Genomic DNA, 12,467 nt, shown 5'->3' with positions numbered 1-12,467 from the left:
GCAGGATGGACGCATGGTCAGCTCCGCACATCGAGCCCTCGACGGCTTCTCCCCCGCGACCCGCGGCTGGTTCACGGGGGCCTTCTCAGCGCCCACCGCGGCCCAGGCGGGCGCGTGGCAGGCCATCGGTGAGGGCTCGGACGTGCTGGTGGTCGCCCCGACCGGTTCCGGCAAGACCCTGGCCGCCTTCCTCGCCGCCTTGGACCAGCTCGCCGCGACGCCCCCGCCGGCCGACCCGAAGAAGCGCTGCCGCGTCCTGTACGTGTCTCCGCTGAAGGCCCTCGCGGTCGACGTGGAGCGCAACCTCCGCAGCCCGCTCACCGGCATCCGCCAGGAATCCGTCCGCCTGGGCCTGCCCGAGCCCGAGGTCAAGGTCGGCATCCGCTCGGGCGACACCCCGCCCGCCGAGCGCCGCGCACTGTCCACGCGCCCGCCGGACATCCTGATCACCACCCCGGAGTCCCTGTTCCTGATGCTGACGTCGGCCACGCGCGACGCGCTGACGGGCATCGAGACGGTGATCCTGGACGAGGTGCACGCGGTCGCGGGCACCAAGCGGGGCGCGCATCTCGCGCTGTCCCTGGAGCGGCTGGACGAGCTGCTGCCGAAGCCCGCCCGCCGCATCGGCCTCTCGGCGACCGTGCGCCCGGTCGACGAGGTGGCCCGCTATCTCTCCCCGCGCCGCAAGGTGGAGATCGTCCAGCCGAAGTCCGGCAAGGAGTTCGACCTCTCAGTGGTCGTCCCGGTCGAGGATCTGGGCGAGTTGGGCGGCTCGTCGGTGGCCGACGGCAAGGAGGGCGCGGAGAAGCCCTCGATCTGGCCGCATGTCGAGGAGCGCATCACCGACCTCGTCCAGTCGCATCGTTCAACGATCGTGTTCGCCAACTCCCGCCGCCTCGCGGAGCGGTTGTGCAACCGGCTCAACGAGATCGCCTACGAGCGCGCGACCGGCGAGCCCCTGGACGAACACCACGCGCCGGCCGAGCTGATGGGCGGCTCCGGCGCCGCCCAGGGCGCACCCCCGGTCATCGCACGCGCCCACCACGGCTCGGTCTCCAAGGAGCAGCGCGCCCAGGTCGAGGAGGACCTCAAGGCGGGCCGCCTGCCTGCCGTGGTGGCCACGTCCAGTCTGGAGCTGGGCATCGACATGGGTGCCGTCGATCTCGTCATCCAGGTGGAGTCCCCGCCCTCCGTGGCCTCCGGCCTCCAGCGCGTGGGCCGCGCGGGACACCAGGTCGGCGCGGTCTCCACGGGTGTGGTCTTCCCGAAGTACCGGGGCGACCTCGTCCAGGCCGCCGTGGTCACCGAGCGGATGCGCACCGGCTCCATCGAGTCTCTGAAGGTTCCCGCCAACCCCCTGGACGTCCTCGCCCAGCAGCTCGTCGCGATGACGGCGCTGGACACCTGGCAGGTCGATGACCTGCTCGCCACGGTCCGCCGCGCCGCCCCCTTCGCGTCACTCCCGGAGTCGGCGTTCACGGCCGTGCTCGACATGCTCGCGGGCCGCTATCCGTCCGACGCGTTCGCCGAATTGCGTCCGCGCGTGGTGTGGGACCGCATCGCCGGCACGATCACCGGCCGCCCCGGGGCACAGCGCCTCGCTGTCACCTCCGGGGGCACGATCCCCGACCGAGGTCTCTTCGGGGTCTTCCTGGCCGGCGCCGACCCCAAGAAGGGCGGGGGCCGAGTCGGCGAGCTGGACGAGGAGATGGTCTACGAGTCCCGCGTGGGCGACGTCTTCACGCTCGGCACCAGTTCCTGGCGGATCGAGGACATCACCCGCGACCGCGTCCTGGTCTCCCCCGCGCCAGGCGTCCCCGGCCGCCTCCCCTTCTGGAAGGGCGACCAGCTGGGCCGCCCGCTCGAACTGGGCCGCGCGGTGGGCGCGTTCCTCCGCGAGGTCGGCTCACAGCCCAAGGAGGACGCCCGCCTGCGCCTCCTCGCCGCGGGCCTCGACGCCTGGGCCGCGGAGAACGTCCTGTCGTACCTGGCCGAGCAGCGCGAGGCCTGCGGCCACATCCCGGACGACCGCACGATCGTCGTGGAGCGCTTCCGGGACGAGCTCGGCGACTGGCGCGTCGTCATCCACTCCCCTTTCGGCGCCCAGGTCCACGCCCCCTGGGCGCTCGCCCTCGGCGCCCGCCTCTCCGAGCGCTACGGCATGGACGCCCAGGTGATGCACGCCGACGACGGCATCGTCCTGCGGCTGCCCGACGCCGACCTGATGGGCCTTGACCTGCTCGACCAGGAACCCATGAAGGCCGGCACGGAGTACGACGCCGACCAGGCCCCCGTAGGCGCGGCGGACGTCGCCTTCGACAAGGGCGAGGTCAATCAGATCGTCACCGACCAGGTCGGCGGCTCGGCCCTGTTCGCGGCCCGCTTCCGCGAGTGCGCCGCCCGCGCGCTGCTGCTGCCGCGCCGCAACCCCGGCAAGCGCACCCCGCTGTGGCAGCAGCGCCAGCGGGCCGCCCAACTACTCCAGGTGGCCAGCGAGTTCGGCTCTTTCCCGATCGTCCTGGAGGCGGTCCGCGAATGCCTCCAGGACGTCTTCGACGTCCCGGGCCTCACCGAGCTGATGGGCGACCTGGAGTCCCGCAAGGTGCGCCTCGTCGAGGTCACCACCCCCGAGCCGTCCCCCTTCGCCCGCTCCCTCCTCTTCGGGTACGTCGCCCAGTTCCTGTACGAGGGAGACTCACCGCTCGCCGAGCGCCGCGCCGCCGCTCTGTCCCTGGACTCCCACCTGCTGGCCGAGCTGCTCGGCCAGGCGGAGTTGCGCGAACTCCTCGACGCGGAGGTGCTGACCGAGCTGGAGCGGGAGCTCCAGTGGCTCACCGAGGACCGCCGTATCAAGGACGTCGAGGGCGTCGCCGACCTGCTGCGGATGCTCGGCCCGCTCACCGACGCCGAGTTGGCCGAGCGGGGCGCCGCGCCGCAGTGGGCCCAGGAGCTGGCCTCGGCCCGCCGCGCGATCCGGGTCCGTATCGCCGGTGCCGACCACTGGTCGGTGATCGAGGACGCGGGCCGCCTGCGCGACGCCCTCGGCACCGCACTGCCGGTCGGCGTCCCGGAGGCGTTCACCGAGCCGGTGAAGGACCCGCTCGGCGACCTCCTGGCACGGCACGCCCGCACCCACGGCCCGTTCACGTCGGCCACAGCGGCGGCTCGCTTCGGCCTGGGCGTGGCGGTCACCGACGGCGCGTTGCAGCGGCTCGCGGCGAACGGTCGTGTCGTACAAGGGGAGTTCCACCCGGCCGGCATCGGCCAGGAGTGGTGCGACGCGACGGTGCTGCGCCGCCTGCGCCGCCGCTCCCTGGCCGCGCTGCGGCACGAGTTGGAGCCGGTGCCGCCGGCCGCGCTGGCGCAGTTCCTCCCCCAGTGGCAGCACATCGGCAAGGGGCACGGGCTGCGCGGCATCGACGGACTGGTGCGCGCCGTCGAGCAGTTGCAGGGCGCCTCCGTGCCCGCGTCCGCCCTGGAGAAGCTCGTCCTGCCGTCCCGCGTGGCGAACTACGCGCCCGCGATGCTCGACGAACTCACCTCCGCCGGCGAGCTGGTGTGGGCCGGCGCGGGCTCCCTCCCCGGCAAGGACGGCTGGGTCTCCCTGTACCTGGCGGACGCGGCCCCCCTGCTCCTCCCGCCGCCACACCCCCTGGAGCTCACGGCACTGCACCAGTCGGTCCTGGACACCCTCTCCGGCGGCTACGGCCTCTTCTTCCGCCAGATCACCGACCAGATCCGCGCGACCACCCACCCCGACGTCACCGATCCCCAACTCGCCGACGCCGTATGGGACCTGGCCTGGTCCGGACGGCTCACCAACGACACGCTCGCCCCCATGCGCTCCCTGCTGGGCTCCGGGCGTACGGCAGGTTCCACGGCCCACCGCGCCAAGCGCACGGTCCCGCGCGGGCGCTACGGCTCACTCACCGCCGCCGCACGCACCGGTCCGCCAACCGTCGCGGGCCGCTGGTCCCTGCTCCCCGCCCACGAACCGGACCCCACCGTGCGCGCCCACGCCCTGGCCCGCACCCTGCTCGACCGGCACGGCGTGGTCACCCGGGGAGCGGTCGCCGCGGAGGGCGTCGAGGGCGGCTTCTCGGCGACGTACCGCGTCCTGTCCGCCTTCGAGGACAACGGTCAGGCACGGCGCGGCTACGTCGTGGAGGGCCTCGGCGCGGCCCAGTTCGCGATGGACGGCGCGGTGGACCGCCTCCGCGCGGTCGCCAACGCCCGCGACCGGGGCGACGACCTGCCCACTCCGGACCCCACGGCCAACGACCCCTACGGCTTCGGCGCCCTCGCCGACTCCAACTCGCCGACGGCCGCCCGCGGCAACGATTCCGCCGCCCCGTTCGGAACCCCGAGCACCTCCTACGACCGGGCCCAACAGGGGCCCGACACCTCGCCGGACACCCACAACCGGCAAGCCCCGTACGCCTCCCCCACCGACCACGGCCGACACGACACATCCCACTCCCCCGGAACATCCGGCACCCCGGGCGTAAACGACGCCTCCGGAGTCCACGACTTCGCCGACGCCTTCGGCCCGTTCACCGACTTCGACGACCTCGACAGCCTGGCCACACCCGACGACCACCTCCCGAACCCGGGCGCCCCCACCTCCCGCCACCACCACACCCCCGCCTCCCACCCCCCATCCCCCGGCGACTACATCTCCCCCCGCGACTTCCCCGCCCCAACACCCCAGGGCAACACCAGCTCCCCCTACGCCAACCACCACCCCCGCCGCCCCTCCCTCGCCACCCGAGCCGTGGTCCTGGCCGCCGCCGACCCCGCGAACGCGTACGGCGCCGCCCTCCCCTGGCCCGAGCCGCCGACCGGTGCCGGGCACAAGCCGGGGCGTAAGGCGGGCTCTCTCGTAGTGCTGGTCGAAGGTGAGTTGACGCTCTACATGGAGCGCGGCGGCAAGACCCTGCTCGCCTGGCCCTCCGCACCGGACACCACGGCCACCGAAGACCCACGCCTCCAGGCTGCCGCCGAGGCCCTCGCGGCAGCGGCCCGAGCCGGTTCCCTCGGCACGGTCACGGTGGAACGCGTCAACGGCGCCTCGGCCCTGACCTCCCCCATCGGCACCCTCCTGGAAGGAGCAGGCTTCATCGCGACACCACGCGGCCTGCGCCTCCGCGCATGAACCAGCTCAACGCCCTTCCGGGATCCGGCCACCACTCACCCACGCCACCACTCACCCGAACCACCTCTCAACCCGAGCCGCCCCTGACCCCGAGTCACCGCTCGCCCCAAGCCGACCCTCACCTCGTGCCGCCTCTCACTTCGCGCAGCCCCTCGCCCCATGTCACTCCCACCCAAGGCCTGCCCTCACCCCACGCCTCTCCTCACCCCACGCCCCCTCTCGCCCGGCGCCGCCCATACCGAGGGCGCCGCCCATCCCGCGCCCCCTCTCATCCCACGCGCCCCCTCACCCCAACCCGCTCCACACCCCACACCCCCTCCCACCCCATGCCACCCTTGACCCATGCCTGAAGGCGACACCGTCTGGCAGACCGCGAAGCGCCTCCACACGGCCCTCGCGGGACAGGTGCTGACCCGTAGCGACCTCAGGGTGCCCAAGTACGCCACGGCAGACCTCACCGGCCGCACCGTCCTGGACGTCACACCCCGGGGCAAACACCTGCTGACCCGTATCGAGGGCGGCCTCACCCTCCACTCGCACCTGCGGATGGACGGCACCTGGAGGGTCTACGTCAACGGCCGGCGCTGGAGCGGCGGCGGCCCGGCCCACCAGATCCGCGTGATCCTCGGCACCGCCGACCGCACGGCCGTCGGCTACCGCCTCCCCGTCCTGGAACTCCTCCGCACAACCGAAGAACCCCGCGCCGTGGGCCACCTCGGCCCCGACCTCCTGGGCCCCGACTGGAACGCGGAACTGGCCCTCGCCAACCTCCTCGCGGACCCCACCCGCCCCCTCGGCGAGGCCCTGCTCGACCAGCGCAACCTGGCCGGCATCGGCAACATCTACAAAAGCGAACTCTGCTTCCTCCTGGGCGCCACCCCCTGGCTCCCCATCGGCGCACTCCCCGCCGACCGCGCCGCGAAGCTGCCCGCCATCGCCAAGCTCCTCCTGGAAGCCAACCGCGACCGCCCCATCCGCAACACCACAAGCACCCTCACGAACAACTCCCCCATCCCAAACCGCCTCACAGGCCCCAGCACCCCGACCCGCCCCACTCCAGGCACCCGCGCCACACCCCCCGGCACCACCCTCCGCCCCACAGGCCCCCACACCCCAGACCTCTTCGTCTACGGCCGTGCCCCCCGCCCCTGCCTCCGCTGCAACACCCCCATCCGCACGGCCGACCAGGGCGACGGCTCCCGCGAACGCCCCACCTACTGGTGCCCGACCTGCCAGATAGGACCGGCGCCGGGCACCACCCCACCCCGCGGAACTCAGCACCGCACGACTAATTGACGACCCGTCAGAAACCCTCGTACGGTCGGTTCATGCCCGTCAAGGCGTACGACCTCACCGGACGCACCGCTTTCGTCACCGGCGCCGCCAGCGGTATCGGCCGCGCCTCCGCCGTGCTGCTCGCCGAGGCGGGCGCCACCGTGCACTGCGCCGACCGCGACGCGCAGGGCCTGCACGAGACGGCGACCCTGATCAAGGACAAGGGCGGCACCGCCCGCACCCACCACCTCGACGTCACCGACCGCGCCCAGCTGAAGCAGGCCGTGGACTCCTGCCAGGACCTGCACGTGATGGCCGCGGTCGCCGGGATCATGCACAGCAGCACCGTGCTGGAGACCCGGGACGAGGATCTCGACCGGGTGCTGAACGTCAACTTCAAGGGCGTCCTGTACGCCTGCCAGGAGGCGGCCCGGCTGATGCTCGACCGCGGCACCAGGGGCAGCATCGTCACCATGGCGTCCGGCGCGATCGACACCGGAGGAGCCGGACTCCTCTGCTACAGCGTGACCAAGGCGGCCGTCGTCCAGCTGACGAAGACACTGGCGACGGAGCTGGGCCGGCACGGCATCCGCGTCAACGCGGTCGCGCCGGGCTGGGTCCGCACGCCGATGACCGACCACCACGAGGCCGAGGTACAGGCCCGTACCGAGGCGCTGATGGTCCGGCTGTCGCCACTGGGCCGGGTAGGTGAGCCGGAGGACATCGCCCACGCCGTGCTGCACCTGGCGTCGGACGCGTCGTCGTTCACGACGGGCCAGATCCTCCGCCCGAACGGCGGCGTGGCGATGCCTTGGTAACCGGCACCGACTCGACGCCCGGCGCTGGTCCGGGGGCCGACGATGGTCCGTCACCCGGCACCGGTCCGTCCGCCGACCACACCCCAGCGTCCGTTACGCCCAGGTTCGGCGTGCCCCTAACGTCCGTCCGTCATCCCAGCGTCCGTCCCGCCCGGGCCCGACATCACCCCAACGTCCGTCACGCCAGGGTCCGGCCACGCCCCAGCGCTCGTCACCCCGGGGTCCGCCGACACCCCAACGTCGGTCACCCCAACGCCCGTAAAGCCAACATCCGGCGACACCCCGGCAACCGGCACGACTGACCCCCGCCAGGCCGCCCTCCACCGCCCCGCGGCCACAGCCCCCGCCGCCCGCGCCTTCGGCATGCAGTGCACCGGAAGCAGGCTCAGCCCCCACCCCCCGGCCGCCACGGCCCCCTCCAGCGCCCCCGCGTGCGGGGTCAGCGCGAGCCGCAGTACGGCCCACCACCACACGGCGCAGAGCCCGAGCGCGAGCCCCCAGCGTGCTATTCGCCCCGCCACGGCCCCACCTCCAGCCCGACGTCAGAACGTCCCGGTCACCCGCAAGAAGGGCGCATCGACGGCACACGCACGCACCACTCGCCTCAACCATGACCGCACCGGCCCGCACCGGCAAACGGACCGCCCCAGCCACGCAGGGCCCCGGACCAGAGCGACCGGCGTCCAGCCCCTCCAGGCCTCCCGCCACCACCCCCAGGCGAAAGGGCGACAACGCGAAAGCCCCGACCGCACCCCTCCAGATCTCCCTGGAGAAGCCCCGGCCGGGGCTCGCACATATCGTTGAGGCCGGTCAGCGCCTCATCGGTCTAGATCAGCGTCACGTCAGCGTGAGCCTGAGCGTCACGCGGCGACCACGTCCACCGCCTCGGCGGGGGCCTTGATGGTCACCCGTTCCGGTGGCACACCGGTCACCGACACGGAACCCAGCATCGGACGTACCGACGTGGGCACAGAACCGGTGGCCGCAGCAGACTGGGCCAGCTCGGCGAGAGCGAGCTCGTCGCTCACTTCCCGCATGAGCTCGGACATCCGTACGTCCAACGCGTCGCAGATGGCGGAGAGCAGTTCAGAGGAAGCCTCCTTCTGCCCCCGCTCCACCTCGGAGAGATAGCCGAGTGAGACTCGGGCGGACGAGGAGACTTCGCGCAGAGTACGGCCCTGGCGCTGGCGCTGCCGACGCAGCACATCGCCCAACAGGCGACGGAGCAGAATCATCGGTGGCTCCCTCCTCGGACCGCGTAGCCGCATCCTTCTCGCCCCACCGTACCGCCTTGCGCCGCGGCCGTGCGGGGAGCGATGTCGTGTTCACTCAGGGCTGCAAACATCAAAACCCCCCGTTCTGTTCCGTATCCTGTGTCCGCTCATTCCCGGTCTGTTCGCTCACGAGCCGCTCCAGAAGCAGCGCGAGTACGCTCCGTACACTCTCTCTACGAATTTCCGCCCGGCCGCCGTTCAACCGCAGCGCGGCCACTTTCCCGCCACCGGCGGCATCCGAATCCGGTCCGAAGGGGCCGTCCACGGCCACGAAGACGGTGCCCACGGGCTGTCCGTCCTGCGGCTCCGGGCCCGCCACGCCGGTGGTCGCGATGCCCCAGTCGGCACCCAGGGCCTTCCGCACGCCGGCCGCCATCTGGGCCGCGACCTGCGCATCCACCGCTCCCCGCTCGGCCAGCAGGGCGGCGTCGACACCGAGCAGCTGGTGCTTCAGCTCGGTGGCGTAGGCGGTGACCGAACCACGAAAGGCCTTCGAGGCTCCGGGCACCGATGTGATCTCCGCCGCAACCAGGCCACCGGTGAGCGACTCGGCGACAGCGAGCGTCGCACCGCTCACCGTCAGTAGTCGCACCACTTCAGTGGCCGTGGAACTCACGCTTCCATCTCCTCCGACGCTGCCATGCGTTCGGCGATTCCCTGCCTGCGCAGCACAATGGCCTGTCTCACATAGTCCAGCCCGGTCAGCACGGTCAGAACGACAGCCGCCGCCATGACCCAGAACCGCAGAGTGGCCAGCCAGCCCGTCAGCGCCAGCACATACATTCCTACGGCCACGCCCTGGGTGAGCGTCTTCAGCTTGCCGCCGCGCGACGCGGGGATGACGCCGTACCGGATGACAAGAAAACGCAGCAGCGTGATCCCGAGTTCCCGGCCGAGGATGACCACGGTCACCCACCACGGCAGGTCGCCGAGCGAGGAGAGACAGATCAGTGCCGCGCCCATGATCGCCTTGTCGGCGATGGGGTCGGCGATCTTCCCGAAGTCAGTGACGAGGTCGTAGGTCCGCGCCAGATGGCCGTCGAACAGGTCGGTGATCATGGCGATGGCGAACGCCGCCCAGGCGAACGAGCGCATCGCCGGGTCGTACCCTCCGTCGGCCAGCATCAGCGCGACGAAGCCGGGGACGAGCAGCAGCCGGAGCATGGTCAGGAAGTTGGCGATGTTCCAGACGCTCGCCTGGTTGACGGCCGCGGCGACGACCTTCGCACCGCGCGCCGGCCGCGGACCACCGGGCACGCCCGACTCGACAGCACCGGAAGAGGCACCACCGGCCGAGACTCCCCCGGAGGGGACACCGCCGGAGACACTGCCCGACATCGCGCCGGAAGAGGCGCCACCGGAGGCCGCACCGGAACCCGCGCTCGCGGGCGCGCCGTTCGCGCTGGAGGTGTCGCCCGCCGCCGATGCCGGGACTCCGGTCATCTGCCCGCCTCCTCACTACACGCGAGCGAGCCCAGGAGCGGCTCGGCCACCAGGTCGACACCTTCCGTACCGACCACCTTCGCCTCGACCATACGGCCGACGCTCAGGCCCTCGCCGCTCGTGAGGAGCACCTGGCCGTCCGTCTCCGGCGCCTGGTGCTCGCCGCGGCCGTAGGCGCCGTCCTCGGAGTCCACCGACTCCACCAGCACCTGCACGGTCTCACCGACGCGCTCCTCCGCGCGCTGCGAGACGAGTTCCTCGGCGAGCCGGGAGATGTGCGCGAGCCGCTTGTCCACGACGTCCTGGTCGAGCTTCTTGTCGTACGTCGCCGCCTCCGTGCCCTCCTCGTCGGAGTAGCCAAAGACACCGATGGCGTCCAGGCGCGCGCCGTTCAGGAAGCGCTCCAGCTCGGCCAGGTCGGCCTCTGTCTCGCCGGGGAAGCCGACGATGAAGTTCGAGCGCACGCCCGCCTGCGGAGCCTTGGAGCGGATGGTGTCGAGCAGTTCGAGGAAGCGGTCGGTGTCTCCGAAGCGGCGCATGGAGCGCAGCACATCGGGGGCGGAGTGCTGGAAGGACAGGTCGAAGTAGGGCGCGACCTTCGGCGTCGAGGTGAGCACGTCGATGAGCCCGGGGCGCATCTCGGCGGGCTGGAGGTAGCTGACCCGCACCCGCTCCAGGCCGTCGATGTCCGCCAGCTCCGGCAGCAGCGTCTCCAGGAGGCGGATGTCGCCCAGGTCCTTGCCGTAGGACGTGTTGTTCTCGGAGACCAGCATGATCTCCTTGACGCCCTGCTCGGCCAGCCAGCGGGTCTCGTTCAGGACGTCGCTCGGGCGGCGGGAGATGAAGGAGCCGCGGAAGGACGGGATGGCGCAGAAGGTGCAGCGGCGGTCGCAGCCGGAGGCGAGCTTCACCGAGGCGACCGGGGAGCCGTCCAGGCGGCGGCGCAGGGGCGCGCGGGGGCCCGAGGCGGGCGCGAGGCCGTCCGGGAGGTCGACCGGGCCGTGGCCGGGCAGCGCGACGTCGGCGGCGGACTCCTGCCGCTCGGCGGGGCTGATCGGCAGCAGCTTGCGGCGGTCGCGCGGGGTGTGCGAGGCGTGGATGCCGCCGTTCAGGATGGTCTGCAGGCGGTCGGAGATGTCGGCGTAGTCGTCGAAGCCGAGCACTCCGTCGGCCTCGGGCAGCGCCTCGGCGAGCTCCTTGCCGTACCGCTCGGCCATGCAGCCGACCGCGACGACGGCCTGTGTTCTGCCGTGACCCTTCAGGTCATTGGCTTCGAGGAGGGCGTCGACGGAGTCCTTCTTTGCGGCCTCGACGAAGCCACAGGTGTTGACGACAGCGACGTCCGCGTCCTCGGCGTCCTCCACGAGTTGCCAGCCGTCCGCCTCCAAGCGGCCTGCGAGCTCCTCCGAGTCCACCTCGTTACGGGCGCAGCCAAGAGTGACGAGTGCGACGGTACGGCGTTCAGGCATGGGCTCAAGACTACTTCGTCCCACTGACACCCCACGTCGAAGGGGTTGGCCGATCTTGGCCAACCCCTCGGAACAACCACCCCGTAGGACCGATCAGCCGGCCTCAGGGCCCTAACCGACCTCGGGGTCGCCCTTCGTGTACGTGAGGCGCTCCACCGCTCCGGGCTGGAAGTCGTCCTCGATCTTCTTGCCGTTGACGTAGAGCTGGATCACACCGGCGTCGCCGAGGATCAGGTTGACCTTCGAGCTGTCCTGGAAGGTCTTGGACTCGCCCTTCTTAAGAAGTCCGTCGAAGAGCATCCGGCCGTTGTGGTCCTTGGCGGAGATCCAGCTGCGGCCGTCGACCGCGCTCACCTGGACCGTCACCTTGTCCTGCGGCGCGGCGGCGATGGCACTGTCGGAGGGGTCGGACTTGGGCGTGGCGGTGGTGGTCGAGGGCTTGGGCGCGGCGGGCTTGCTGGCGCTGGGCGAGGCCCCCTGGGTGACCTGTGACGCGGCGTCACTGTCGCTGTCGCCGCCCTTGAACGCCGTGAACCCGACGAAGCCGACCACGGCGACGATCGCGGCGACCATGGCCGCGGTCCAGTTGGGGCCCCGCCGCTCGGGGCGGATACGTTCCGCCTCGAAGAGGGGCGCCGCCGGCGTCGGGGCCGGACGTCCGCCGTGGTCGTCGTCGTAGCGCGCGAGGAGGGGGGCGGGATCGGTGTGGACGGCCTTGGCGAGGGTCCTGATGTGCCCGCGGGCGTAGACGTCACCGCCGCAGGGCGTGAAGTCGTCGGCCTCGATGGCGTGCACGATGGCGATGCGCACCCGGGTGGCACTGCTGACGTCGTCGACGGTCAGCCCGGCGGCGATGCGCGCCTGCTGCAGGGCTCGGCCGACGGAAGGGCGGGCTTCTTCCTCATGACCGTCTGAGGAACGACCGTCTTCGAACGGACGCTCGTCTTCAGGGGAGTTGCCGATGGACACGGGGGCGCCTTTCGAGCGTGTAGCCACCTGTGCTGGAAATTCAGTCTAGGGGGGGTACCGAAGG

The 12,467-nt window shown here is 71.8% G+C and carries 8 protein-coding genes; 3 read left to right on the top strand and 5 right to left on the bottom strand.

The window, feature by feature from the left end; genetic code table 11:
* Positions 1 to 13: 13 nt before the first annotated feature.
* From OG496_RS39975 to OG496_RS39965, 3 genes are all read left to right on the top strand, one after another.
* The gene (locus OG496_RS39975; RefSeq protein ID WP_405974313.1) at positions 14 to 5,155 is read left to right on the top strand and encodes an ATP-dependent helicase; all 5,142 of its coding nucleotides are present in this window, start codon (positions 14 to 16) and stop codon (positions 5,153 to 5,155) included.
* A 342-nt stretch (positions 5,156 to 5,497) separates the two neighbouring features.
* A complete protein-coding gene (locus OG496_RS39970) occupies positions 5,498 to 6,451 on the top strand; it encodes a DNA-formamidopyrimidine glycosylase family protein (protein WP_405974312.1) in 954 nt (317 codons plus the stop codon).
* A 32-nt stretch (positions 6,452 to 6,483) separates the two neighbouring features.
* The gene (locus tag OG496_RS39965) at positions 6,484 to 7,248 is read left to right on the top strand and encodes an SDR family NAD(P)-dependent oxidoreductase (protein WP_405974311.1); all 765 of its coding nucleotides are present in this window, start codon (positions 6,484 to 6,486) and stop codon (positions 7,246 to 7,248) included.
* Positions 7,249 to 8,108: 860 nt separating this feature from the next.
* Here the strand turns inward: OG496_RS39965 and OG496_RS39960 are convergent.
* From OG496_RS39960 to OG496_RS39940, 5 genes are all read right to left on the bottom strand, one after another.
* Entirely contained in the window at positions 8,109 to 8,483 is a 375-nt protein-coding gene (locus tag OG496_RS39960; RefSeq protein WP_019060943.1) for a helix-turn-helix domain-containing protein, read from the bottom strand.
* A gap of 109 nt (positions 8,484 to 8,592) precedes the next feature.
* Entirely contained in the window at positions 8,593 to 9,138 is a 546-nt protein-coding gene (locus tag OG496_RS39955; protein ID WP_366493426.1) for a CinA family protein, read from the bottom strand.
* Positions 9,135 to 9,965: a CDP-diacylglycerol--glycerol-3-phosphate 3-phosphatidyltransferase gene (pgsA, locus tag OG496_RS39950; protein ID WP_405974310.1), complete on the bottom strand. Its 831-nt coding sequence runs from the start codon at positions 9,963 to 9,965 to the stop codon at positions 9,135 to 9,137. Before pgsA ends, OG496_RS39955 begins: the two co-directional genes overlap by 4 nt.
* Positions 9,962 to 11,434 (bottom strand): 30S ribosomal protein S12 methylthiotransferase RimO, encoded by a 1,473-nt coding sequence (gene rimO / locus OG496_RS39945; protein WP_405974309.1) that lies wholly within the window; start codon positions 11,432 to 11,434, stop codon positions 9,962 to 9,964. The genes pgsA and rimO overlap by 4 nt, the downstream gene beginning before the upstream one ends.
* A 111-nt stretch (positions 11,435 to 11,545) precedes the next feature.
* Positions 11,546 to 12,403, bottom strand: a complete 858-nt coding sequence (locus OG496_RS39940) for a helix-turn-helix domain-containing protein (RefSeq protein WP_405974308.1) — start codon at positions 12,401 to 12,403, stop codon at positions 11,546 to 11,548.
* Between the last annotated feature and the right edge of the window lie 64 nt (positions 12,404 to 12,467).

It is taken from the genome of Streptomyces sp. NBC_00988 (assembly GCF_045162645.1).
Taxonomy (GTDB): domain Bacteria; phylum Actinomycetota; class Actinomycetes; order Streptomycetales; family Streptomycetaceae; genus Streptomyces.
Note: the sequence above shows the minus strand (reverse complement) of the source record. Positions and strands in the feature narration are given on the sequence as shown.